This is a genomic window from Stenotrophomonas sp. RIT309 (assembly GCF_000632045.1).
Classification (GTDB): Bacteria; Pseudomonadota; Gammaproteobacteria; order Xanthomonadales; family Xanthomonadaceae; genus Stenotrophomonas; species Stenotrophomonas indicatrix.
In genome coordinates this window covers 36,431-58,988 of sequence record NZ_JFYS01000021.1, presented here as the reverse complement: position 1 = coordinate 58,988, position 22,558 = coordinate 36,431, and the positions used below count along the sequence as shown (strand labels likewise).

Below are 22,558 nucleotides of genomic sequence, written 5' to 3'. Positions count from 1 at the left end.
GGCCCGCCCATCCCGCCTCACCCAACAGGCAACAACACAGAGCCGACCAACCCGCTGTTGCTGTTGCTGTTGCTGTTGATTTCGAAGCAGTCGCGGCCGCAGGCCGCGCGGAAAACCTACAGATGCCGCAATTCCTGCTTCAGCGTCGCCACGCAGCGCCGACTCACTTCCAGCGGCTGCTTGCCATGCCGCAGCACCGCCTGCACCTGACCACCACTGCCACGCCGCAGCTCCACCAGCTCGTGGCGCGCCACCAGGCAGTTGCGATGGATGCGCACGAAGCGGCTGGCGAACTCCTCCTCCAGCGACTTCAACGATTCCTCGATCAGGTCCTCGCCACGCGCGTGATGCACCACCACGTACTTTTCTTCGGCCTGCAGATAGTGGATATCGTCCAGCGGAATCAATCGCAGGCTGCCGCGCAGGCGGGCACACAGCATGCTGCGGGCCTGGCCGCCGGTGTGCTGGGGTTGCCCGTCACGGCCGGCCAGGAAGGTGCGGGCACGCGCGATCGCCGCTGCCAGCCGCTCGGCGCGCACCGGCTTCATCAGGTAATCGATGGCCGCTGCCTCGAACGCCGACAGCGCGTGCGCATCGTAGGCGGTGCAGAACACCACCGCCGGCCTGGGCTCGAAACTGGCCAGGTGGCGGGCCGCTTCCAGGCCGTCCAGGCCGGGCATGGCGATATCCAGCAGCACCAGGTCCGGCTGCAGTTCGGCGCACGCGTGCAGGGCCTGCTCGCCGTTGCCGGCCTCGGCCACTACGTCCACCCCTTCCTGCGCGGCCAACAGGCTGCGCAGGCGCTCGCGCGCCAGCGGTTCGTCATCGGCGATGACTACCCTCACGATCGTCCCCTCACTGGATCGGCACTGTCACCTGGCAGGCATAGTAGCCCTCGCTCCAGCCAGCCGTCATCCGCGCGGCGCGGCCGAAGCGCCAGCTCAGGCGATGGCCGATGCTGTGCTGGGCGTGGCCCGCTCCCTGGGCCAGGGCCAGCCCGGGCACCTGCGGATCCGGTGCAGGATTGCGTACGCGGATCTGCAGCTCGCTGCCCACACAGGCCAGATGCAGCTCGATGGTGCCGCCTTCGGGCAGGCGCGAGATGCCGTGCAGCACCGCGTTTTCCACCAGCGGCTGCAGCACCAGCCGCGGCATCGGCAGGTCCCAGGGCAGGGGTTCATCGCGCTGCCAATGCACCCGCAGGCGGTCGCCCAGGCGCAGTGATTCAATCGACAGATAGCGTTCGGCCAGTTCGCACTCATCGCGCAGGGTCGAATCGCCCTCGCCGGCACCCAGTGCGGCGCGGAACAGATCGGACAGGTCGAGCACGGCACGCTCGGCCACCGCTGGGTCGCGATGCAGCAGGCTGGCGATCAGGTTCATGCTGTTGAACAGGAAGTGCGGGCGGATGCGCGCCTGCAGGGCGTCGGCCTGCGCGCGGGCATTGGCCTGTACCTGCGCCGCCCAGCGGTCGCTGACATAGAAGTAGCGCAGCGCCAACGCGGTGATCAGCGCCGTGGTGGCCGCGCTGCCCAGGGTGAAGCGCCAGAAGCCGATGCCGCGCGCGAAGTTGTCGCCCAGCACGCCATACAGGGCATGGATGATGCCCGCGCACAGGATGGCGATCAGCGCAGCCAGGCCAACGGCGGCGACGGCGCCCAGCAGTTCCGGCAGCTTCGACAGGGCCTGCCGCAGCAGGCACAGGCTGGCGGTGACCGCCAGCGCCAGCCACAGCGCGAAACCGCTGGCCGAGGCCAGTTCCCCCATCGTCCAGTGGCGGCTGCCATCGGGCGCCAGCGCCAGCACCACCACCACCAGTTCGGCCAGGCCGAGCATCGCTGCCAACCGCGGCAAACGGCACAGTTCCGGCATCCACGGGGTGGCAGCGCTCGCGGCCATGGGTCAGGCGACGCCCAGGCGTGCCTGCAGCCAGTCGCCCAGCGCGTCGATTTCCTCGGCGCAGACCTGGTGGGCCATCGGGTAGCTATGCCACTGCACGTTCAGCCCAAGCGTGCGCAACGTCTCGGCGCTGTGCGCGGCCACCGCCTGCGGGATCACCGGATCGCTGCTGCCGTGGGCCATGAACACCGGCACATCCACCGCACCATCAACGCGCGACGCGCTTTCGGCCTCCGGCAGGTAGGTCGACAGTGCGATCAGTCCGGCCAAGGGGGCAGTGCGTGCCAGCGCGGCGCTGAGGATCACCGCCCCGCCCTGCGAGAAGCCAGCCAAGAAGATGTGATCAGCGGCGACACCGCGTTCGATCTCACGGGCGATCAGCGCATCCAGCTGCACCACCGACTCCTGCACGCCGGCCATGTCGGCGCGCGAGCGGAAGTCCATGCCGACGATGTCGTACCAGCCACGCATCGGCACGCCGTTGTTGATCGTGATCGGCCGCACCGGTGCGTGCGGGAACACGAAGCGCAGCGCCGGCCAGTGCGGACGCACCAGTTCGGGCACGATCGGCGCGAAATCATGGCCGTCGGCACCGAGGCCGTGCAGCCAGATCACCGACCACTGCGGCGAGGCGCCGGTTTCCTGTTCCACCGTTTGCAGCATGTTGCGGCTCCTGTACGTTCGAGCCGCATTATGCCGCTGGCACGGTGCGATCAGTACAGCGGCGGTTGCTCGGCCGCTTCCCGGCGCAGCTGTGCGGCGCGCACCAGCACCGGCGGCGGGATGTTCTCTTCGGGAATGTCGAGCAGGCCCAGGCGATGCAGGAAGGCGCCCGGCCCGCGCAGCGAGGTCAGTGCCACCACCGGCACCGCCAGCACCATGCCGATCACCACCGGCGCCATCCAGGCCGCCAGCGACGGCGACACCGCCCACGCCAGCACGCCCATGAAGGCGCCAAACACGCCCAGGCCGCCGTAGCCGCGCACCAGCGAAATCCACGAGATGCCACCGTCATCGCGCTGCTGTGCATCCCAGCCCGAGTCACGCCCGGACAGCACTTCGGCCACCCCGCGCGACTGCACGTACATCACCACCGGCGCCATCAGCGCGGCCAGCACGGTTTCCACCAGCATCGACAGGAACGCCCGGATCGCGCCACCACAGCCACGGCGTTCAACCGGATCGAGCAGCATCGCAAAGTAACCCAGCACCTTGGGCATCAGCAGCACCGCCATGGTGGCGGCGAACAGGCGCACCACCTGTTCTTCATCCTGCGCACGCCAGTACACGCTGGGCGACAGGTGCAGCAGGGCGTTGAAATCGATGCCTTCCTGGAACAGCGGGATGGCGATGCCGATCAGCATCAGCATCGCCCACATCGGTGCGGTGAAGTAATGGCCGATGCCGATCAGCATGTGCACGCGGCTGATCCAGTGCAGGCCACGGCTGCCCACCACCTTGCCGTGCTGCAGGTTGCCCTGGCACCAGCGGCGGTCGCGCACCAGCAGGTCGGTCAGCGTTGGCGGGCCTTCCTCGTAGCTGCCGCCCAGGTAGGGCACCATGTGCGCGGCCCAGCCACCACGGCGCATCAGCGCCGCTTCCACGAAATCATGGCTGAGCACGTGGCCGCCGAACGGCTTGCGCCCCGGCAGCTCCGGCAGGCCAGCGTGGTCGGCGAAGGCACGGGTGCGGATGATCGCGTTGTGCCCCCAGTAATTGCTTTCGGCACCGTGCCACCAGGCCACGCCACGGGCGATCACCGGCCCGTACACTCGCCCACCGAACTGCTGCATGCGCGAGAACAGGGTGCGGCCGCCGATCACCGACGGCAGGGTCTGGATCAGGCCGACGTCGGCGTTGTGCTCCATGCCGGCGACCAGGCGCACGATGCTGTCACCGGTCATCAGGCTGTCGGCATCCAGGATCAGCATCTGCGGGTAGGCACCGCCGAAACGGCGTACCCAGTCGGCGATGTTGCCGGCCTTGCGCGCGCTGTTGTCGCCACGGCGGCGATAGAACAGTCGCGCACGCCCATCGGGCACCAGCTCGCGCAGTTCGGCGAACACCTGTTCTTCGGCCCGCGCGATGTCCTCGCGACGGGTATCGCTGAGCACGAAGAAATCAAACCGCTGCAACTGGCCGGTGGCCGCCACCGATTCGTAGATCGCGCGCAGGCCGGCCAGCAGCCGGCGCGGGTCTTCGTTGTAGGTGGGCATCAGCAGCGCGGTGCGGCTGTGCACGGTGGGCAGCGGCTTGTCCGGATCGATGCCCAGGCGGTAGCCCCGGTCGAACACGGCCGTCAGGAAGCCGGCCACCGCACTGGCAAAGGACAGCGCGATCCAGGCGAACAGGCCGACGAACAGCACCAGCAGGCAGGCCTCCAGCACGCTGATGCCGTTGCCGGACAGCACCCGCCACATCATCCGGGTGGCCACGGCGGTCATCGCCACGGTGCCGCCGAGGATGTACAGGCGACGCAGGCCGATCATGCGTGGCGAGGTGCGATGGCGCCGGACCTTCAGCGAGCCTTGCCGGAGCGTCTGTTCGGGCATCAGCAGCGGTGCTTCGGCCGGCAGCAGGGCCCAGCCCGCGTCGGGACCGGCCGTGACCGGTTCCGTGTCGATGGTTTCACTCCCCATGGCCGCCTACTCCCTGCAGGCCGCAGGACCAGCCGTCCCGGCCAGGCTGCATGCACCAAGGTTCCTGGCCCGCATTCCCGGCGTCCGCACTTGTCCTGTCTGCCACGGCGTCATGCCGCGCAGTCGCTGTCTGTCACTACCAGAACCCACACGATCTCCAACGGGGCGGAATCGAAAAATGCGGCCCAGTCTATGGCCCCGAATGTAAGCCGGGTGCGAAGGTCTACGCCGGGAAATCTCCCCATTCAGCAGTCAGCAGGCGAACCGTCGCGCGCGGCCGGGGAATGTCGATTCATCCCGGGAAGTACTGGATCGTAACAAACGAGAACGGTTATCATTCCGTTAACCAGGCAGGTCACCGCGCTCCGCGCACCGGACCCACCCAGCTGCGCCGGACCTTCCGCGCGCTCGACGACCCAGGGAAGGGGTGGCTGCCTGCTGTCTGCGTGCGCCTGCCGCTTCCACCGGGTCTCTCCTCTCCCTTGGAAGCCGTCATGTCCCCTCTCCGTTCCGCGCGCCTGTCGCGCACCCGCCTGGCCAGCGCCCTGGCCGCCGCCTGCCTGCTGGCCCTGCCTGCCCTCGCCGCCGCTGAAGCCAGCGCCGATGCCTCGACCAAGGACCTGGATACCGTGGTGGTCACCGCCTCGGGCAACCAGCAGTGGATCAAGGATGCCCCGGCCAGCATCAGCGTGATCAGCCGCGAAGACATCGAACGCCAGCCGGTGCACGACCTGGCCACCCTGCTCAGCCGTATTCCGGGCGTGACCGGTGGGCTCAGCGCCGCCGGTGAGCAGTCCAAGATCAAGCTGCGCGGCATGCCGTCCAACTACACGCTGGTACTGGTGGACGGCAAGCGCATGGGCAGCTCGGCCTCGACCAACTATCGCCCCGACCTGGGCCGCCAGGACCTGAACTGGATTTCCCCCGACCAGATCGAGCGCATCGAAGTGGTGCGCGGTCCGATGTCCTCGCTGTATGGCTCGGATGCGATGGGCGGGGTGATCAACATCATCACCAAGCGCATCGGTGACAGCTGGAACGGCAGCGCGACCCACAGCTACACCCGGCCGCAGGATGGCGACCGTGGCGACACCCAGCAGATCGGCGCGACCTTCTCCGGACCGCTGGGCGAGCGCTTCGGCCTGCGCATCGGTGCCAACAGCATGCGCCGCGACTCGGACCGCTCCAACGGCGGCGTGTATGGCAACGCCTACGCCGGCGAGAAGGACCGCAATGTCGACGCGCTGCTGCAGTGGAAGCTGAGCGAGGCACAGGAAGTGTCACTGGAAGCTGGCCACGGTGTGCAGCAGGCCTTCATCGCCCAGGCGCTGGAAAAGCAGGACGAAGGCGCCTGGGGTGCCAGTGAGCTCAAGCGCAGTTCGCTGGCGCTGAACCACGACGGCAAGTGGGATTTCGGTACTTCCAAGCTCAGCGCGTACTGGACCGAGTACAAGAACGACATCGGCGCCACCGGTCGCTCCGAGGCAACCGATACGATCATCGAAGGCAGCCTGAGCACGCCCTTCACCCTGGGCGTGGACCACCAGTTCGCGGTGGGCGGCCAGTGGAAGCGCCAGGAGTTGACCAACACCGACACCATCGGCCAGGCGCCGGTGGACTATGCCGGCAACCCGGTGGTCGGCTCCAGCCTGGAAGTGGACACCTGGGCGCTGTTCGTCGAAGACGAGCTGAAGCTGCACCGTACCCTGGCACTGACCCTGGGCGCGCGCCTGGACCACCATGAACAGTTCGGCAGCCATGTCAGTCCGCGTGCCTACCTGGTCTGGCACCCGAGCGAGCAGTGGACGATCCGTGGCGGCGTGTCCAAGGGCTTCCGCGCGCCGAGCCTGACCGAGAATTCGCCCAGCGCGGCGACCCAGTCCGGTGGCCGCGGCTGCACCTCGCTGATCCCGCTGGGCTATACCCGCGGCGGTTGCTACATGGCCGGCAACCCGGACCTGGACCCGGAAACCAGCACCAACCGCGAGATCGGCATCAGCTTCGACAACGACCTGGTCGACGCCGGCCTGACCTACTTCCATACCGACTTCAGGAACAAGATCGAGTATGAAGCGCTGGGCTTCTTCAACGGCTACTGGTGGACGCGCATGAGCAACGTGCAGCGCGCGCGCACCAGCGGCATGGAAGGCAACCTCAACTTCCGCTTCGGCGATCACTGGCGCTGGCGCACGTCGGCGACCTGGATGAAGGAAGCCAAGAACCTGACCACTGGCCGCAACCTGATCGACACCCCGGAGTTCTCAGGCTATTCGTCGCTGGACTGGACCCCGAACACCACGTTCTCCAGCAGCCTGTCGGCGCAGTACACCGGCAAGCAGACCGGCGTGGTCAATACCTTCCTGAAGGCCTATACGCTGTATGACCTGACCGCTGCATGGAACGTCAATGAGGTGCTGACCCTGCGTGGCGGCGTCAGCAACCTGGCCGACAAGAAGCTGTACGCCGACGGCTCTACCGACTACTTCGTCGCCGGCCGCAGCTACTTCCTCAGCATGACCGCGCGCTTCTGATGCGCACTGCGATCGCGCTGGCAGCAGGCCAGCGCGATCGCCGCTGGTTTCCCAGGCTCAGTCGTTTTCCAGCACGGCCGGCGCAGCGTCGCGGCTGGCCGCGATGCGTGCACGGTCCATCGCCACCGCCAGTTGCTGGCGGGCGAGCAGTTGTTGTGCCTGCACCACTTCGGGTGTCGGCAGGAGCACCGGTCCGGGTGCGTTTTCCGGTGTAGCTGGTGTGGTCATGCAACCTCCATGGACATACCGCTGCCACCCGCAAACAGCCGGGGTAGCAGCGGAACTGCGCACCCTATCCTAAAAACAAGGCGGATGGGTGACGGTGCGGCACCGGGACGCAAGCCCTTTGCCGTAGGAACGTCACATTTTTGACGCTCCAAGCTGGTTTGCTGAATGTGACTCACTTATCATGAAAACGTTTTCCTAACAGGGAAGTCCCTACACATGAACACCGTTGACCTGACCCGCTTCAGCCCGAAGTGGCAGTTCCGCTTCAACTTCTTCCAGCAGCACGGCGCTCCCAAGGAGCCCGGCTTCAAGCAGGCCTGGAAGGCGCTGTCCTTCGGCGACCGCCTGAAGATCAACCTGAACTTCTTCGCCTTCTTCTTCGGCGCGATCTATCTGTTCATCCTGGGCATGTGGCGCAAGGCGCTGGTGGTGATCGGCATCAACATCGTGCTGATCGCGGTCAGCCTGGTGCTGCCGGACATCGTGGCCCGCGCACTGTTCATTGCAATGAACTTCCTGGTCGCCTCGAGCACCAACTACAGCTACTACCTGGAACAGGTGAAGGGCAACACCAGCTGGAACCCCTTCGAAGGCATGTTCTAAGCCCAGCGCACCACGTATGCAGTGGCACATCGACGCCCGGCCTTGGCCGGGCGTCGTCGTTCATGCCCCAGCTCAGGCGGCGCGCAACGCGGCAGCCGGCCGGGTGTCGGCCTGCAGGCGGAAGCGGGACACCGCCACCGCCAGCTGCTCGGCCTGTTCTTCCATCGCCCGCGCCGCAGCGGTGGCTTCTTCCACCAGCGCAGCATTCTGCTGGGTGGTCTCGTCCATCTGCACCACAGTCTGGTTGACCTGCTCGATACCGGCCGACTGCTCGCGCGAGGCGGCCGAGATCTCGGCCATGATCTCGTTGACCCGGCCGACCTGGCCGACGATCTCCTGCATCGTGCGGCCCGCACCGTGCACCAGCTGCGCGCCGGCGCCGACATGGCCGACCGAAGCGTCGATCAGCTCCTTGATCTCCTTGGCCGCGCCCGCCGAGCGCTGTGCCAGCGCGCGCACTTCGCTGGCGACCACCGCAAAGCCACGGCCCTGTTCACCGGCGCGCGCCGCTTCCACCGCTGCGTTCAGGGCCAGGATGTTGGTCTGGAAAGCGATGCCGTCGATCACCGAGATGATCTCGGCGATGCGCTGCGAAGAGGTCTCGATCTGCTCCATGGTCTGCACCACCTGGCTGACCACCTGCCCGCCTTCGCTGGCAACGCCTGCGGCCGAGGCCGCCAGCTTGTTGGCCTGCAGGGCATGATCGGCGTTCTGGCGCACGGTGGAGGTCAGTTCCTCCATCGACGCGGCGGTCTCTTCCAGGTTGGCCGCCTGCTGCTCGGTACGGCGTGACAGGTCGCTGTTGCCCGACGCGATCTCGCCTGCGGCCAGGCGGATGCTGGCCGCAGACTGCTGGATCTGGCCGACGATCTGGGTCAACTGCTGCACGGTGCTGTTGGCATCGTCGCGCATCACCGCGAACACGCCGTGGAAGTCACCCTCCATCCGTGTACTCAGGTCACCGGCGGCGATGGCGCGCAGCAGCGTCGACAGCGCAGCCAGGTTCTGGTCGCTGACCTGCATCATGGTGTTGAGCGTTTCCACCATGCGGCGGAAGTCATGCTCGAAGCGCTGGGTATCGCCACGCACGGCGAAATCACCTGCCGCCGCCGCAGCGGCCAGCTGCTGGATCTGTTCGTTGATCGCCGCCAGGTTGGTCTTGGTGGTTGCCATGGCAGCGGTGAATATCGCCTTTTCGCCCGGCAGTGCCTCCATGTCCACGCTCAGGTCACCCACCGCGTAGCGCTGCATCACCTCGACCAGGCGTTGGGTGACCGCATTGCTGTCGGCCACCAGCTGGTTGCTGTCGGCCACCATGCGGCCATATTCGCCCGGGAACACCGAGGCATCCATGCGGTAGCTGATTTCACCGGCATCATGGCGGCGCGCCATCTCCGCCTGTGCGGCCATCACTGCCTGCAGCTGGCCACGCATGCCCTGCATGGCGTCCAGCAGGCGGCCCACTTCATCGTTGCCCAGCGCCGGCATGGCGGTATCCAGCTTGCCCGCAGCCACGTCGCCGGCGATGCGCACCGCCTGCGCCAGCGGTCGCACGGCCAGGCGCTGCAGCAGCAGGTAGACACCGCCACTGAGCACCAGCGCAGCCACCACACCCACCAGCAGGATGATCCACAGCAGCTCGCGGGCCTGCGCGATGATCACCGCATGCGGCACCACCACGCCCAGCGCGAAACGCTGCGGCGCGTCACCCACCTGCAGCGGCACGTACAGGCGGACGTTGCCGGCAGCGTCGGGCTCGAACGCTTCGTACGTCTTGTCGGCGGCGATCTGCGCCAGCATGCCGAGGGTGGCGGCATCGGTACGCGGCTTGCCGATCTCGGCAGCATCGGCCGAGGCCAGCACCACGCCCTTCGGCGACAGCAGTTCGACGCGGCCGGCGCCCATCGGCGTCAGCGTGGCCAGGTGCTTCTGCAGCGCGTCCAGCGAGAAGTCGACGGTGAAGACACCGAGGAAGGTGCCGTTCTCGACGATCGGCGTGCTCAGCGTGCTCATCAGCACCTGCTTGCCGCCGATGTCGTAGGCATACGGTTCGCTGACCAGCGGCAGCTTGTCGCGGCTGGGCACCATGTACCAGTTGCCCGAGCCGCTGGGCGTCTCGGTGTAGTCGGTCATCGTCGACTGCTGCGGCTTGCCGTCCTGCCAGGCCCAGTAGCTCATGTAGCGGCCGGTGGCGTCGTGCGCCTCGCTGTTGACGAACTCGGCGTCCTTGCCGTCGAAGGCATTGGCCTCCCACATGGTGCTCTTGCCCAGCCATTCCGGGTGCGCGTGCAGCTGCTCGCCGATGACATTGGCCAGGCTGGCGCGATCAGGGGCATCACCGCGCGCACGCTGGGCCAGCACGGTTTCCACCATCGCATCGTTGCTGGCAAAGGCCGTACCCAGGTCGGCAGCCACCTGCCGCGCCTCGGCACGGGCTTCGCTGGCCATGGTCTGCCGCGAGGACGACACCAGCGCCGAACTGGCCTGGTGATAGATCAGGAACGCGGTCGCGCCGAAGCACAGCAACGCGATCACCGCGGTGCCCAGCATCAGCTTGTGGGCGATGCTGCCGGGGCGACGGGCAGCGACGGAACGGGAAGAAGACATGGGAGGATCCGCAGGCAGTTCAGGTCGACCGGTGCCACCAGGGCACCGCGCAGATGCGCGATCCGTCGCGCGGGCCGCCTGCCCGCCGGATCGGAACCCGGCGCGGGAAGGCGCGCACCGGGTTAGCGGCCATGGCCGGGCGAGGTTGAGGCTCGCCGCACGCACAAAACCTGAACCCGCTCAGCTGCGGCCGTCGACCCAGGCCTGTGCTGCTCGCCTGTGCTATTCGGCGACGCGGTCGCGGATCCACTCCGCACGGGGCAGGACCTCGATGCTGCCCGCGGCGTACTGCTGCAGCACGTCCTCCGGACCGAAACGTGGCTGCCAGCCCAGCGCTGCACGCATCCGGCTGCTGTCATAGACCCGATCGATGCTGAGCGGCAGTGGCCAGCCACGGCGCTCGAACTCGGCCAGCAGCTGCGGTGCGCGGCGCGCCAGCACCTGGCGCGGATCGGCGGCCAGCTGCAGGCAGTCCTCGCGCCGGAAGGGCGTCGGCGCACAGGCGAGGTAACGCTGGAAGGCCGCGCCTTCATCGTGCAGCAGCGCGGCATGCGCGCTGGCCACGTCGCGCGCGTCGATACCACGGTGCAGGCGGAACATCGCCATGCGGTCAGGCGGCTCGGGGAAGCAACGTGCCATCCGCAGCACGCGCACGGTGAACGTTGCGCTGGCCGCCGCTTCGGCCAACGCTTCGGCCTGCAGCTTGGTGCGGTGGTAGATCGTGCGCGGCAGCGGCTCGGTGTCCTCGTCGATCCAACGGCAGCCGCCGGACACCACGGCATGGCCGTACAACGCCGTGGTACTGGTCAGCACGAAGCGCTGCACGCCGGCCTCGCGCGCCAGTTGCAGCAGGTTCGCGGTGGCCTCCACGTTGATCTGCTGGAACACCGCGTCAGGTACCAGGCCCACGTGCGGGGCGTGCAGGGCCGCGGTGTGGATCACCGCGTCGACCCCCTGCACGGCGCGTTCCAGCGCCCGGCGATCGGTGACATCGGCAATGACGCGCGTGGTGGCGAACGGACTGCGATCCAGCCCCACCACCTCATTGGCAGCGGCCAGCGCACCGAAGATCGCCCGCCCTATCCGCCCGGAACTTCCGGTCAACAGAATCTTCATTGAATCCATTCACTCGACAGCGCCCGGGACCTACCGGGATGGCTTGATTCTAGGCATGCACGATGGCGTCGGCGATAGCAGACGATGACATTGTGCATGCCATCCACCTCCGGCCAACCGCTCGGACTCTCCCTTGCCAGGGCGCCACGGGTGGCTGCCGTGACGACCGGTTGCAGAGCCCGGCGCTTCCTGCACGGTAACCGGTCGTCAAACGCGTGCGCAGGCCATGTGAGCCTCGTACAGCCCACTTCGACCTGTCTTTAGCCTGCACTGTGCAACATGGGACTGTCACTGATGGCAGCGACCCATGTTCACACCGGAGACCGGTAATGACCAACTCACGCAATGGCAACAGCAATCGTGGCTTTGCCTCGATGGACGAAGACAAACAGCGCGCGATCGCGGCCAAAGGGGGACGTGCTGCCCACGCATCCGGCAATGCACACCAGTTCAGCCCGGACGAGGCCCGGGTGGCGGGCCGGAAAGGCGGTGAAGCGATCAGCCAGGACCGCCAACACATGGCCACGATCGGCCGTGAAGGCGGCCATGCGCGGCACGCCAGCAGCCGCCAGCAACAGCAACAGCAACAGCAGGACATGGCCGACAAACCTGACAGCGGTCAACAACGTTGACGTGTTGCGGTCACTGCGCCGCGTACCGGCGGTGCCGCCGACGTCGATCAGCACTCATCACTGTCAGCACAGTGGAAGGCGCCGCTGAGCCGGGGCGCGCCGGCTAGGTGTGGGCGAGGATGTTCAGCAGGCGCCCAAACGGGTCGCGCACGTAGAAGCGACGTACACCCCATGGCTCTTCAGCCGGGCCATATTCAAGCGCGATGTCCGCGTGTCGCAGGCGTTCGAGCACGTCGTCCAGATCATCCACCTCGATCGAAAGATCCGGCACCGGGGTACCCGATCCGCCTTCGCTGGCAACGCTGAGCTGTGCCAGCGCAGTGCCCTGCCCACCGTAGGTGACGATCCAGCCGTGGTCCATCACGATGTCCATGCCGAGGATGTCGCCGTAGAACGCGGCCGCCTGCGCAGGATCGGCACTGGCGATGTTGGCGACGACACGTTTGACGGCCATGTTGCGGCTCCAGACGATCAGGACCGCGGACTTCGTGCCTGCGGCCAGGTGAAAAGGGGCCCCTGGATCGGGCCCCCCATTGCGAACGGTATGCAGGCCTCAGACGGCGCCGCACCTGTCCATGACACAGCGATCGTATTCGAACTGGCACTCCATGGCATCACCGCCGCCGGAAACGCAGGCCTGGTAGGCCTTCCAGCACGGGAAGTCGCACGGCTGGACCGGACCGGCCACCGCCACCGAACCGGTACACGCGAGTGCAAACACTGCAGCAACGATCGCTTTCCTGATGGCTCGCATCGATATCACTCCCTGATAGGCCTGGTGACTCCAGGCCGCATCACCGTACCCGCGTGTGCGGGAGAGGAAGTGAAAGCGTGGGCGCAGTTACCGTCGCAGCATCACCAGGCCACCCAGGCTCAACGACGGCAGCAGCAGCCCAAAGGCCACCAGCGGCCAGACCGTATCGCCCGGCAGCAGCAGCGTCGCCAGCGTGCCAAGCGTTGCCACGATCAGGCTCTGCACGGCGTAGTACAGCGCCACTGCCGTGCCGGAGGCATCGGCAAAATCGCGCAGCGCACCGTTGGCCGCCACCGCAGCCACCATCACGATGCCGATGGCCACCAACCACATCGGCAACACGACACTGGCAAAGGATGGCGGCAGCATCGCCGTCATCGCCATGACCAGCGCGCCGCCATTCATCACCATCAGCCCACGCTGGAAACTGCCGCCAATGCCCCATCGCCCGATGAACCAGGAAGCGAAGCGCGAGGTGACGATCATCACCAGCGCCACCGTCGCGAAGGCCAGGCTGAAGCCAATCGGCGAATAGCCAGCCCTCCCCATCAGCACCCGCGGGGCGATCGAGAAAAACACGAAGAACGTGCCCATCGCTGCACTGAATCCCAATGCATGAGCCCAGAAGCCGGCATTGCCGAGGATGCGCGCGAAGGCTGGCGATACGTGGACATGCTGCGGTGGCCGTGTCTCCTGCCAGCCGCGGCATGCGCGTGCACCCGCCAGCAGTCCCAGCACACCCAGCGCGATGAAAATTGCCCGCCAGCCCAGCGTATAGGCGATCAATGCGCCGAGGATCGGACCGAGCGCCGGCACGAACGCCAACATCGAGGCGAACAGGCCATAGAGCGTGGCGCCCTCGGCCGTATCGGCATACACGTCGCGCACCGTGGCGAAGGTGGCCACCAGTGCGGCCGACGCCCCAACCGCCTGCACGCCGCGCCACGCAAGGAATGCCGCACCACCGCTACACGCGGCCAGCGCGAACGACGCCAGCGTGAACAACAGCGCGCCCATCAGCAGCACCGGCCGTCGCCCGATCCGGTCCGACAGCGGGCCGAAGATCAGCTGGCCCAGCCCCAGCACGAGCATGTACAGGCTCAGCGTCAACTGGATGAGGGCGGGCGACGTGCCAAGTGCCTGCGGCATGGCCGATACGACCGGCAGGTAGATATCCATGGCCAGCGAAGCCAGGAGGTCGAAGGGAGCCATCAATGCGATGGCGCCCGGCAGGGAATGGGCCCAGCGAAGGGCTTTTCGATCAGACATGGGGAAACATCCGCTCAGGAGGGAATCCGGCGGTGATCAACCCAGTGCGTGGAAATCGCAGGACAAGATCACCGCAACAACGTGCGTACCGTTGTTGCGGCTCAGCGGACTGTCTGCGGACCGTTCCCGTTCATCTGATGATCCGGTGGAAGATCGAGTGCGGCCAGTGTAGCAAGGCCATTGCGGGGCAGCCCGGCAACGTCGTCCGGCAGGGCCTCAGGGCAAGGGCAGCATGTCGGTGCGCCGGGAGGGGGTACGCCGCACCTGTTCGATGAGCCGGCGGACCGCTGGCGATGTTTCCTGTTCACGGTATAGCGCAGCGATAGTCGAGGCGATGACCGGCCCGGCGATAGGCAGATACACCACGCCTGGCAGCAGCAGCGTCCGCTGCAGCACCGACGGCACGATCGCCACGGCGCCATCGCCCACCGAGACCTGCGCGAGCACCGCGACAAGATGACCGGGACGGGAGCGGATGTCCGGCACGAATCCGCCACGGCGGGCGACTTCCAGCGTGCCGGCGGGCTGCTCCGGCATGATGAACGCCTCCTTCGCCAGCAGCGCCGGCTGCACCGGCACCCCCGCGTGGGCCAGCGCATGCGATGCCGGCAACGCCACGCAGAACTGATCTTCGATCAGGATGTGCGAACCGAGCGCATCGGGCACCTCCATCGGAAGCCGGCAGAACACCACATCGATGCGACCGTCCAGCAGGAGGTCCGGCAGGTCGGCCATCGGCCATTCGCCGACCTTCAGCTCCACGTCGGGCGATGCGCTGCGGAACCGCTGCAACTGCTCCTGCAGCGCGCCGGCATGGACCGCCGAACCTACGTAGCCGATCTCGATCCTGCCTATTTCCCCGCGACCAGCGCGGCGGCCCACGGCCTCTGCCTGCTCGAACTGGCGCAGCACGTTGCGTGCTTCGGCCAGGAAGATCGCACCGGCAGAGGTCAGCGTGACCTCGCGCCTACTGCGGTCGAACAAGGGGGTGCCCAGGCGACGCTCGATCTGCTGGATCTGAACGCTCAGCGTCGGCGTGGCGATGCCCAGGCGCAGCGCGGCGCGCCCGAAATGCAGCTCCTCGGCCAGTGCGACGTAGTACTGCAGATGTCGACGGTCCATGCGTGCCGGCTCGTTAGCTTTGGCCTAACGTACTTGAAGAACACCGGCAATGAAACAAACAGTCGAAGTTGCTTGAATGGGCCTTCTTCGTTCCCCACCCGAGTACCCGGTGTCTCTCTTCCCCCGCCGCAGACCGCCCAACTGGATCCTGATCATCGCCTCACTCGGCTGCACGATGACGGTGCTGGAAACCAACGCCGTGGCCGTCGCGCTGCCGACCATCGCGCGGGATCTGCAGGCTGACTTCGCCGACATCGAATGGGTGATCAGCTGCTACATCCTGACCTTCACCTCGCTGCTTCTGCCCGCCGGTGCCATCGCCGATCGTCATGGCCGCAGGCGGGTGCTGCTGATCGGCATCGCACTGTTCGCCCTCTCATCGCTGACCTGCGCGCTGGCCCCCACGGCCAGTGCGCTGTATGTGGCCCGAGCGTTGCAGGGCGTGGGTGCCGCTTTCCTGCTGGCCCCATCACTGTCGGTGATCGGCCACGAATTCCACGAGGGCAAGCAACGCGACGATGCCTGGGCCTTCTGGGGCACGGCAATGGGCATGATGATGGTGCTCTCGCCGCTTATCGGTGGGCTGTTGTCCTCGCTGTGGGGATGGCGCTCGGTGTTCATCGCGATCCTGCCCTTCCTCGCCTTCCTGGCCTATGGTGCTATCCGCTGGGTTCCCGACACTGCCGACACGTTGGTACGCCCGCTCGATCCGCCCGGCATCATCACCTTCAGCATGGCGATCTTCGGCATCGTGTTCTTCCTCGTGGAAGGACTCGCGCAGGGATGGACATCGGCGGTGGCCCTGGCCGGCCTGGGCCTGGGCATCGCGATGGCCGCGCTGTTCACCTGCATCGAGCTCACGCGTCGGCATCCGATGGTCGACCTGCGGCTGCTTGCCAGCCCGCGCTTTGTCGGTGCACTGATCGCCATGATCGGCTACGCGGTCAGTGCGCAGGTGATGGCCTCGATGCTGCCGCAGTACCTGCAGAACGGCGTCGGCCTGAGTGCGCTGGCCACGGGCGCCGGCATGCTGCCGTTCGCTGCGGCGATGCTGCTGTTCCCCAGCGTGGGCAGGCGCCTGGGCAGACGATTGTCGAGCGGGATGGTGCTGGCCATCGGCCTGTCCATCACTGCCGCCGGCAATGCGCTGGCCGGTATCGGTGCATGGCACAACCAGCCGACGGTGGCGCTGCTGGCGATGGTCATCATCGGCGCAGGCGGTGGCATCCTCAACGGCGAAACATCCAAGGCGATCATCGGTTCGGCGCCCCGCGACCGCGCAGGCATGGCCTCGGGCATCAGTGCGACGACGCGCTTCGTCGGCATCCTGCTCGGTTTCACGGTCCTCTCCAGCGCCCTGACCGTCGGCATCCGCGCCGGACTCTCAACACGCGTGCCTGCAGATGAAGTCATGCGTCTGGCCGACACCATCGCCACCGGTGCACTGACCCGAGGAGCCCCGGTTGATCTGGCGCGGGCGATCTACAGCCAGGGCTTTGCCGCGTCCCTGTGGACTGCGGCCGCAGCAGCGACGCTGGCCAGCCTGGCCGTTGCCCTGCTCAGGCCACGCGCCTGATCGCAGATGGCAGACGCAGAAACGACCAGGGCAGCACTGGGCTGCCCTGGTCGCGGCGATGTGGGGGATGATCGCCAGATGCGATCAGGCAGCCTTCATCGCATGCTTGCGGTCGCGCATGACCGAGTGGCATTCCTGCACTTCCGGCAGCCACTGGGTCACTTCCTGGCGCACCGCCGGCGGCAGGTCGTTGTCCTTCAGCACGTCCTTGAACGCGCCCAGCAGGCGATCCTCGGACTCTTCAAGTTCGGCCACGTAACCGTAGTTGGTGTCACCGAAGGCCGCGCGCACCTTGCCGTAGAACTGCTGCATGGAACCGACCATGGTGCCGTGCTCGGCCGGCTTGCCGCCGGTAGCGGCCACCGAGCTGCTCAGCGAGGACACGATGCGGCCCTTCACGCCGGCGATGCGGACGAACAATGCCGACAGCTCGGCATCCTTCACCTTGGTTGCGGCTTCCTCGTAGAAGGACTTGCCATCACGTGCGATCTCGATCAGGTCGTTGAGGCGATGCTCGATGGTGGACTGGGTGCTCATGTGTAGTCTCCTCTGGGGGAAAAAGGGCAACAGTGGAATCCGTTGCCTGCGAGCCCAGACTGGCCGACCGGGTGTGGTTCGCGGGTGAGCATCGATTGATGCGGTGATCATGCTGCCCAACGGCGCCCCACCCACTCACACGGGCGACGCGGTGTCTTCACCGCATCTGAATCCTGGCAATGACCTCCACGGTCATCCGCACCGCATGTCTAGTCCACCGCTACCCGCACTACATGGCTGATGCCCCGATGGAACATCTTCGCGTACGGACAGACCCGCTCGGTGTTGCGCACCAGTTCGGCTGCACGTATCGGGTCCATGCCAGGCAGGCACACCACGATCTCGGCCGACAGCAGGTACAGGCCGTCCACGGGATCTCGCGCGAACGTCACCGCTACCTCGATGCTCGGCTCGACCAGTTCCATTCCCGCACGCGCAGCCACCAGCACCATCGCACCGTGGAAGCAGCCGGCGTAGCCCGCCGCCAGCAACTGCTCGGGATTGGTACCGCCACCGGGTCCGCCCAGCTCAGCAGGCAACCGCAGGTCCACTGACAGCGCACCATCATCGGACCGCACCACGCCCGACGCACGACCGTGCTGTGCCACGCCACCGCTGACCCGCACCCGTCCGGTATACAGCGGGCGCACCTCATCACCGTGGTACTTGTCGAGCACCGTGTGCGGAGGTGGTTTCAGCCCGGTCATCGCAGGTTCCTGCTGGGAGCGTCCACCGCCGATCAGGCCGGCTGGCCCTGTGCCAGCCCGGACTGCTGCAACCAGCGCTCGAAGCTGATCGTGCCGAGCCATGCCTGGCCCACCGGCACCAGCGTGTCCTGCTGCAGCTGCGCACCGAAGTAGCGCGCCTGGGCATCGCCAACCACTTCACGCGCGTCACCGGTTGCCTGCAGGAAGCGCTGCGCCAGCACCGCCATCGATTCGCGTTCCGGGCCGGCGATCTCCACCACGCCATTGGCTGGTGCCTGCAGCGCGATGCGCGCAACCGCATCGGCTACATCCTCGGCGGCGATCGGCTGCACTGCGGCGGTCGGCAGCTGCAGGGTCTGGCCGTCACCGGCTGCCTGGAGGATGCCCGGCAGGAACTCGAAGAACTGTGTCGAGTGGATGATCGTGTACGCCAGGCCCGAATCGCGGATCAAGCGCTCCTGGGCGATCTTGCCGCGGAAATAGCCGCTGGCCGCCAGCTTGTCGGTACCCACCACCGACAGCGCGACATGATGGCGTACGCCTGCCTGCGCCGCGGCCGCCAGGATGTTGTGGCCGGCCGTCACGAAGAACGACAGCACCGCCGCATCTTCGAACGAGGGCGAGTTGGCCAGGTCGACCACCACCTCGGTGCCCGCCATCGCAGCGGCCAGGCCCTCGCCGTTCAGCACATCGATACCGGTGGAGGGTGCAGCGACGACGACCTCATGGCCGGCCGCATGCAGGCGATCGACCACCTTGCTGCCGATGCGGCCGGTGCCACCGATGACGAGGATCTTCATGACAGGTCTCCTGGAGCGTGGAAAGTTCGGATGTGGCTGCATGCTAGGAACGCATTGGCCGGCGCAGTAGATCCGCAGCGGGCCACGCACTGTTGCCGCATCGGCACCAATGCGGTCATGCCCATGCCGGGGCCGAATCGCGCTGCGCTGCCGCCTGCTGCCGCGCTTCCCAGTGCGAGAACACATCCAGATCCAGCGCGCGTATGCGCTGGGTGCTGAAATCGATGAACGCGCGGATCCGCTTGGGCAGCTGGCGTCGGCTGAGATAGCACAGGTAATGGCCACGATCGTGCGGCGCGTAGCGGTCCAGGCAGGTCACTACAGCGCCTGTGCGCAACGCATCACTTACCTGGTAGCTGGGCAGCTGGGCGATCCCCAATCCGTCGATCACTGCCTGCAGGACAAGATCGGCATCATTGAACACCACCTCCGCCGGCGGCTGCAGATTCACATCCTGGCCGTCCACACGGAAGTCCCAGCGCTGCAGGCGCCCACCGGGAAGGCGTCGACCGATGCAGGCATGGCTGGACAACACTTCGATGGTGTCTGCCAGGCCATGCGCCTGCACATACGCGGGCGATGCACAGACCACCAGCTGCATCGGCACCAGCTGCTTGGCGATCACCTGGCTGTCTTCCAGCACGCCATCGCGGAACGCCACATCGATGCGATCGGCGGCCAGGTCCGGTGCCTGCTCGTCCAGCAGCAGCTCCACAGAGACCTGTGGATACTCCGCGCGGAACGCAGACAGCAGCGGCGCGATCACCCGGCGTCCGAAGCCATGGGTCGCACTGATCCGCAGATGCCCGCGCGGTGGTCCCTCGCGCAGGTCGCGCATTTCGTCCAGCGCCTGCAGGATGCTGGCAACGCCCGGGCTGCAGCCCTCCAGGAACAGCTCGCCTTCGCGGGTGAGTGTTGTCGAGCGCGTGGTGCGCAGGAACAGGCGCACGCCCAGTTGTCCCTCCAGCTTCTGCACGCTGCGGCTGACTGCCGAACGACCGATGCCGAGGCGATCACCGGCGCGGGCGAAGCTGCCCTCGGCGGCTACCGCGATGAATGCCAGGACCCCGGCATAGCTGGCGGAAAAGGACGCCGTGAGGGAATCGCGGCCGTCGCTGGCCAGGCAGGACTGCGGCATGACATTCATGGTGTTCCGGGCTCCTGGAAGTCGCGTCGGGCAAGCAGGTGGGCGCGTGCATGGGCCAGTCGCTGGCGGCATGCCGGCAGCTCCAGCCCAAGCAGCGGCGCGATGTCTTCAAAGCCCGCGCCCAGCACGTCATGCAGCAACAGCACGGCCCGCATGTCCGGTGGCAGTTCGTGCAATGCGGCAAGGAAGGCCTGCCAGACCCGCTCACTGGCGGGGCAGGCTGCTGCGCGGTTCGGGGCGGATGAGGTGTCCATGCCCGGCAGACGGGCGAGCATCCGCCGCTGTGACAGGCCATTGGTGTTTTTCGTGCAACACCGTGCAGCCCTGCCCTCGCCTAGCGCCCCGCGTGCAGCGGGCCTAGCCTCGCTGCGTCCCTCAACTCCCATCGGAACACCGTCATGAGCCAACGCCTGGACTACGCCGCACAGTCGCCCGAACTCTTCAGGAAGCTCGGCACCTTCTCCCACGCCGTGCACAACAGCTCGATCGAAGCGGCCATCATCGACCTGGTCAACATCCACGCCTCGCAGCTCAACGGCTGCGGGTTCTGCCTGGACATGCACGTGAAGGAAGCGACGATCCGTGGCGAGCGCGCACTGCGCCTGCACCATGTCGCGGCGTGGCGCGAATCGAACCTGTTCAGTGCGCGCGAACGGGCCTGCCTGGCGTGGACCGACACACTTACCCACCTCCCAGCGCAGGGGGTTGCGGACGACGTGTATGAGCGCGTGCGTAGTCAGCTGTCCGAACAGGAAATCGTCGACCTGACCTACGCGGTGATGGCGATCAATGCCTGGAACCGCGCCAACGTCGCCTTCCGTACGCAACCCGGCTCGCTGGACCAGGCCTTTGGCCTGGACAAGGCCGGTCTGGCCTGAGCGTCGACTGCACACTTTCCTGCTGGAGACCTGCCATGCGTTCTCTCTGTTCCCTGGCGCTGCTGGCCCTGCTGCCGTTGACCAGCATCGCCGCCACACCGCCGGCCACCGCGCCCGAGCCCATCGTGCGCGAGGTCATGACCCGTCCGTTGCCGGAACAGCCGGGCAAGGAAGCACTGATCCTGACGGTGCAGTACCCACCCGGCGGCGCCGATCCCGTGCACCGGCACGACGCCCACGGCTTCGTCTATGTGCTGCAGGGCCGCATCGTGATGGGCGTGGCCGGTGGCCGCGAGGTCACCCTCGGCCCGGGGGAGGCCTTCCATGAGGGCCCGGACGATCTGCATACCGTCGGCCGCAATGCCAGCCAGACCGAACCGGCGACATTCGTCGTGTTCCTGATCAAGGACATCGGCAAGCCGGCGGTACTGCCACCACGCTGACCGCCACCGGTCCGGGGCAGTACCCGCCACTCCCACAGGTCCGCCGGTGTCACAATCGGCGGAGCTGTCCCGTCTCTGCTGGCATGGACGACCCCACCGCACTGTTCACCCGACTACGCCCGCGCCTGTTCGGCGTGGCCTACCGCATGCTCGGCTCCTCGCACGAGGCCGAGGACGTGGTGCAGGATGTCTGGCTGCGCTGGCATGGCGCCAACCAGCAGGACATCGAGAACGCCGAAGCCTGGCTGGTGGCCACCACCACCCGCCGCGCCATCGATGGCCTGCGCCTGGCCCGGCGCACGCGCGAGCACTACGTCGGCATGTGGCTGCCCGAGCCGCTGCTCACCGAAGACACCGGCACACCCGAGTACATGCTGGAAACGGCCAGTGATCTGTCGGTGGCCTTCCTCAACGTGCTGGAGCGGCTGGCCCCGGACGCGCGTGCCGCGTTCCTGCTGCACGATGTGTTCGACCAGGATTACGACGTGGTGGCACGCACGCTGGACAAGACCGAAGCCGCCTGCCGGCAGATCGTGCACCGCGCACGCCTGCAGCTGCGGCAGGAGCGACCGCGCTACAACGTGCCGCAGGACGTGCACCAGAAACTGATGCGGCGTTTCGCAGAGGCCATCGCCAATGGCGACTTCAGGACGATGAAAGCCCTGATGGCCGAATCGGCCGTGCTGATCGGCGATGGCGGCGGCATCGTCACCAGCTTCCCGAAACCGATGGTCGGCGGCGCACGCATCGCACAGCTGCTGTACGCTCCGCACCTGCGGCGCAAGGACCAGCTGCGCATGGTGCCGAGTATGATCAACGGACGCCTGGGGCTGCTGCGTTACTTCGACGAGGTGCTGGAATCGGCAATGGCCTTCGATACCAACGGCGAGCAGATCGTGCAGATCCTGGTGCAGCGCAACCCGCACAAGCTGCAGGGCCTGAACCAGCCAACCTCGATCCAGTAGATCCACGCCATGCGTGGATGCGGTTGCTCTCATACACGGCAAAGCCACGCATGGCGTGACTCTACCGGCGGGCTCTTCACCCTGCGTCAATCCAGTAGATCCACA

Annotated in this window: 23 protein-coding genes; 7 read left to right on the top strand and 16 right to left on the bottom strand. The window is 66.8% G+C overall.

The features are described from left to right. Positions 1-116: 116 nt before the first annotated feature. Genes BW38_RS07975 through mdoH form a run of 4 tightly spaced genes read right to left on the bottom strand, consistent with a single transcriptional unit; the run spans position 117 to position 4,538 of the window. Positions 117-845 carry a LytTR family DNA-binding domain-containing protein gene (locus BW38_RS07975; RefSeq protein WP_025879008.1) on the bottom strand — a complete coding sequence of 243 codons (729 nt, stop codon included), beginning with the start codon at positions 843-845 and terminating at the stop codon, positions 117-119. A gap of 10 nt (positions 846-855) precedes the next feature. Next, complete coding sequence (locus BW38_RS07980; RefSeq protein ID WP_032976712.1) at positions 856-1,899, bottom strand: sensor histidine kinase; 1,044 nt, start codon at positions 1,897-1,899, stop codon at positions 856-858. Positions 1,900-1,902: 3 nt separating this feature from the next. After that, positions 1,903-2,562: an alpha/beta hydrolase gene (locus BW38_RS07985; RefSeq protein WP_032976711.1), complete on the bottom strand. Its 660-nt coding sequence runs from the start codon at positions 2,560-2,562 to the stop codon at positions 1,903-1,905. A gap of 50 nt (positions 2,563-2,612) precedes the next feature. Continuing rightward, on the bottom strand, positions 2,613-4,538 hold the full coding sequence (mdoH, locus tag BW38_RS07990) for a glucans biosynthesis glucosyltransferase MdoH (protein WP_051585049.1): 1,926 nt from the start codon (positions 4,536-4,538) through the stop codon (positions 2,613-2,615). 494 nt (positions 4,539-5,032) lie between these two features. On the opposite strand from mdoH, the gene BW38_RS07995 reads away from it, so the two are divergent. After that, positions 5,033-7,069 (top strand): TonB-dependent receptor, encoded by a 2,037-nt coding sequence (locus BW38_RS07995; RefSeq protein ID WP_032976710.1) that lies wholly within the window; start codon positions 5,033-5,035, stop codon positions 7,067-7,069. A gap of 57 nt (positions 7,070-7,126) precedes the next feature. On the opposite strand, the gene BW38_RS22020 is transcribed toward BW38_RS07995, so the two are convergent. Continuing rightward, positions 7,127-7,297, bottom strand: coding sequence for a hypothetical protein (locus BW38_RS22020; RefSeq protein ID WP_162887695.1), 171 nt, complete (start codon positions 7,295-7,297; stop codon positions 7,127-7,129). A gap of 216 nt (positions 7,298-7,513) precedes the next feature. On the opposite strand from BW38_RS22020, the gene BW38_RS08000 reads away from it, so the two are divergent. Continuing rightward, complete coding sequence (locus BW38_RS08000) at positions 7,514-7,900, top strand: DUF2628 domain-containing protein (protein ID WP_025879013.1); 387 nt, start codon at positions 7,514-7,516, stop codon at positions 7,898-7,900. Between the two features lie 72 nt (positions 7,901-7,972). Here BW38_RS08000 and BW38_RS22210 read toward each other — a convergent pair whose 3' ends face one another. Continuing rightward, positions 7,973-10,507 carry a methyl-accepting chemotaxis protein gene (locus BW38_RS22210; RefSeq protein ID WP_032976708.1) on the bottom strand — a complete coding sequence of 845 codons (2,535 nt, stop codon included), beginning with the start codon at positions 10,505-10,507 and terminating at the stop codon, positions 7,973-7,975. Positions 10,508-10,729: 222 nt separating this feature from the next. Further along, positions 10,730-11,623, bottom strand: coding sequence for an NAD(P)-dependent oxidoreductase (locus BW38_RS08010; protein ID WP_032976707.1), 894 nt, complete (start codon positions 11,621-11,623; stop codon positions 10,730-10,732). A 329-nt stretch (positions 11,624-11,952) separates the two neighbouring features. Between BW38_RS08010 and BW38_RS08015 the strand changes: the two genes are divergently transcribed. Next, a complete protein-coding gene (locus BW38_RS08015) occupies positions 11,953-12,255 on the top strand; it encodes a KGG domain-containing protein (protein ID WP_032976706.1) in 303 nt (100 codons plus the stop codon). A gap of 103 nt (positions 12,256-12,358) precedes the next feature. On the opposite strand, the gene BW38_RS08020 is transcribed toward BW38_RS08015, so the two are convergent. From BW38_RS08020 to BW38_RS08035, 4 genes are all read right to left on the bottom strand, one after another. Beyond that, entirely contained in the window at positions 12,359-12,709 is a 351-nt protein-coding gene (locus tag BW38_RS08020; protein WP_032976705.1) for a VOC family protein, read from the bottom strand. Positions 12,710-12,808: 99 nt separating this feature from the next. After that, complete coding sequence (locus BW38_RS22205; RefSeq protein WP_032976704.1) at positions 12,809-13,009, bottom strand: hypothetical protein; 201 nt, start codon at positions 13,007-13,009, stop codon at positions 12,809-12,811. Between the two features lie 87 nt (positions 13,010-13,096). Beyond that, complete coding sequence (cml, locus tag BW38_RS08030) at positions 13,097-14,278, bottom strand: CmlA/FloR family chloramphenicol efflux MFS transporter (protein WP_032976703.1); 1,182 nt, start codon at positions 14,276-14,278, stop codon at positions 13,097-13,099. A gap of 216 nt (positions 14,279-14,494) precedes the next feature. Further along, positions 14,495-15,400: a LysR substrate-binding domain-containing protein gene (locus tag BW38_RS08035; RefSeq protein ID WP_032976702.1), complete on the bottom strand. Its 906-nt coding sequence runs from the start codon at positions 15,398-15,400 to the stop codon at positions 14,495-14,497. A 109-nt stretch (positions 15,401-15,509) separates the two neighbouring features. On the opposite strand from BW38_RS08035, the gene BW38_RS08040 reads away from it, so the two are divergent. Then, the gene (locus BW38_RS08040) at positions 15,510-16,976 is read left to right on the top strand and encodes an MFS transporter (RefSeq protein ID WP_235189963.1); all 1,467 of its coding nucleotides are present in this window, start codon (positions 15,510-15,512) and stop codon (positions 16,974-16,976) included. A gap of 84 nt (positions 16,977-17,060) precedes the next feature. Here BW38_RS08040 and BW38_RS08045 read toward each other — a convergent pair whose 3' ends face one another. The 5 genes from BW38_RS08045 to BW38_RS08065 all read right to left on the bottom strand — a co-directional run bounded on the left by BW38_RS08045 (position 17,061) and on the right by BW38_RS08065 (position 20,421). Next, positions 17,061-17,513, bottom strand: coding sequence for a PA2169 family four-helix-bundle protein (locus BW38_RS08045; protein ID WP_032952113.1), 453 nt, complete (start codon positions 17,511-17,513; stop codon positions 17,061-17,063). A 209-nt stretch (positions 17,514-17,722) separates the two neighbouring features. Then, positions 17,723-18,220 (bottom strand): Ohr family peroxiredoxin, encoded by a 498-nt coding sequence (locus tag BW38_RS08050; RefSeq protein WP_025879021.1) that lies wholly within the window; start codon positions 18,218-18,220, stop codon positions 17,723-17,725. 32 nt (positions 18,221-18,252) lie between these two features. Further along, positions 18,253-19,020: an SDR family oxidoreductase gene (locus BW38_RS08055; RefSeq protein WP_032976700.1), complete on the bottom strand. Its 768-nt coding sequence runs from the start codon at positions 19,018-19,020 to the stop codon at positions 18,253-18,255. A 115-nt stretch (positions 19,021-19,135) separates the two neighbouring features. Continuing rightward, positions 19,136-20,167 (bottom strand): LysR family transcriptional regulator, encoded by a 1,032-nt coding sequence (locus tag BW38_RS08060; RefSeq protein WP_051585047.1) that lies wholly within the window; start codon positions 20,165-20,167, stop codon positions 19,136-19,138. Further along, complete coding sequence (locus BW38_RS08065; protein ID WP_223483463.1) at positions 20,164-20,421, bottom strand: sigma factor-like helix-turn-helix DNA-binding protein; 258 nt, start codon at positions 20,419-20,421, stop codon at positions 20,164-20,166. The genes BW38_RS08060 and BW38_RS08065 overlap by 4 nt, the downstream gene beginning before the upstream one ends. 144 nt (positions 20,422-20,565) lie before the next feature. Here BW38_RS08065 and BW38_RS08070 point away from each other — a divergent pair, with 144 nt between their 5' ends. From BW38_RS08070 to BW38_RS08080, 3 genes are all read left to right on the top strand, one after another. After that, positions 20,566-21,045, top strand: a complete 480-nt coding sequence (locus tag BW38_RS08070; RefSeq protein WP_032976699.1) for a carboxymuconolactone decarboxylase family protein — start codon at positions 20,566-20,568, stop codon at positions 21,043-21,045. Positions 21,046-21,080: 35 nt separating this feature from the next. Continuing rightward, the gene (locus BW38_RS08075) at positions 21,081-21,488 is read left to right on the top strand and encodes a cupin domain-containing protein (RefSeq protein WP_032976698.1); all 408 of its coding nucleotides are present in this window, start codon (positions 21,081-21,083) and stop codon (positions 21,486-21,488) included. An 83-nt stretch (positions 21,489-21,571) separates the two neighbouring features. Continuing rightward, positions 21,572-22,453 (top strand): RNA polymerase sigma-70 factor, encoded by an 882-nt coding sequence (locus BW38_RS08080; protein ID WP_032976696.1) that lies wholly within the window; start codon positions 21,572-21,574, stop codon positions 22,451-22,453. The last annotated feature ends 105 nt before the right edge of the window (positions 22,454-22,558 follow it).

Bases quoted from the DNA above. Each gene is read 5' to 3' on its own strand.
- BW38_RS07980 (WP_032976712.1), bottom strand. From the start codon at position 1,899: ATGGCCGCGAGCGCTGCCACCCCGTGGATGCCGGAACTGTGCCGTTTG.
- BW38_RS07985 (WP_032976711.1), bottom strand. From the start codon at position 2,562: ATGCTGCAAACGGTGGAACAGGAAACCGGCGCCTCGCCGCAGTGGTCG.
- mdoH (WP_051585049.1), bottom strand. From the start codon at position 4,538: ATGGGGAGTGAAACCATCGACACGGAACCGGTCACGGCCGGTCCCGAC.
- BW38_RS07995 (WP_032976710.1), top strand. From the start codon at position 5,033: ATGTCCCCTCTCCGTTCCGCGCGCCTGTCGCGCACCCGCCTGGCCAGC.
- BW38_RS22020 (WP_162887695.1), bottom strand. From the start codon at position 7,297: ATGACCACACCAGCTACACCGGAAAACGCACCCGGACCGGTGCTCCTG.
- BW38_RS08000 (WP_025879013.1), top strand. From the start codon at position 7,514: ATGAACACCGTTGACCTGACCCGCTTCAGCCCGAAGTGGCAGTTCCGC.
- BW38_RS22210 (WP_032976708.1), bottom strand. From the start codon at position 10,507: ATGTCTTCTTCCCGTTCCGTCGCTGCCCGTCGCCCCGGCAGCATCGCC.
- BW38_RS08010 (WP_032976707.1), bottom strand. From the start codon at position 11,623: ATGAAGATTCTGTTGACCGGAAGTTCCGGGCGGATAGGGCGGGCGATC.
- BW38_RS08015 (WP_032976706.1), top strand. From the start codon at position 11,953: ATGACCAACTCACGCAATGGCAACAGCAATCGTGGCTTTGCCTCGATG.
- BW38_RS08020 (WP_032976705.1), bottom strand. From the start codon at position 12,709: ATGGCCGTCAAACGTGTCGTCGCCAACATCGCCAGTGCCGATCCTGCG.
- BW38_RS22205 (WP_032976704.1), bottom strand. From the start codon at position 13,009: ATGCGAGCCATCAGGAAAGCGATCGTTGCTGCAGTGTTTGCACTCGCG.
- cml (WP_032976703.1), bottom strand. From the start codon at position 14,278: ATGTCTGATCGAAAAGCCCTTCGCTGGGCCCATTCCCTGCCGGGCGCC.
- BW38_RS08035 (WP_032976702.1), bottom strand. From the start codon at position 15,400: ATGGACCGTCGACATCTGCAGTACTACGTCGCACTGGCCGAGGAGCTG.
- BW38_RS08045 (WP_032952113.1), bottom strand. From the start codon at position 17,513: ATGAGCACCCAGTCCACCATCGAGCATCGCCTCAACGACCTGATCGAG.
- BW38_RS08050 (WP_025879021.1), bottom strand. From the start codon at position 18,220: ATGACCGGGCTGAAACCACCTCCGCACACGGTGCTCGACAAGTACCAC.
- BW38_RS08055 (WP_032976700.1), bottom strand. From the start codon at position 19,020: ATGAAGATCCTCGTCATCGGTGGCACCGGCCGCATCGGCAGCAAGGTG.
- BW38_RS08060 (WP_051585047.1), bottom strand. From the start codon at position 20,167: ATGAATGTCATGCCGCAGTCCTGCCTGGCCAGCGACGGCCGCGATTCC.
- BW38_RS08065 (WP_223483463.1), bottom strand. From the start codon at position 20,421: ATGGACACCTCATCCGCCCCGAACCGCGCAGCAGCCTGCCCCGCCAGT.
- BW38_RS08070 (WP_032976699.1), top strand. From the start codon at position 20,566: ATGAGCCAACGCCTGGACTACGCCGCACAGTCGCCCGAACTCTTCAGG.
- BW38_RS08075 (WP_032976698.1), top strand. From the start codon at position 21,081: ATGCGTTCTCTCTGTTCCCTGGCGCTGCTGGCCCTGCTGCCGTTGACC.
- BW38_RS08080 (WP_032976696.1), top strand. From the start codon at position 21,572: ATGGACGACCCCACCGCACTGTTCACCCGACTACGCCCGCGCCTGTTC.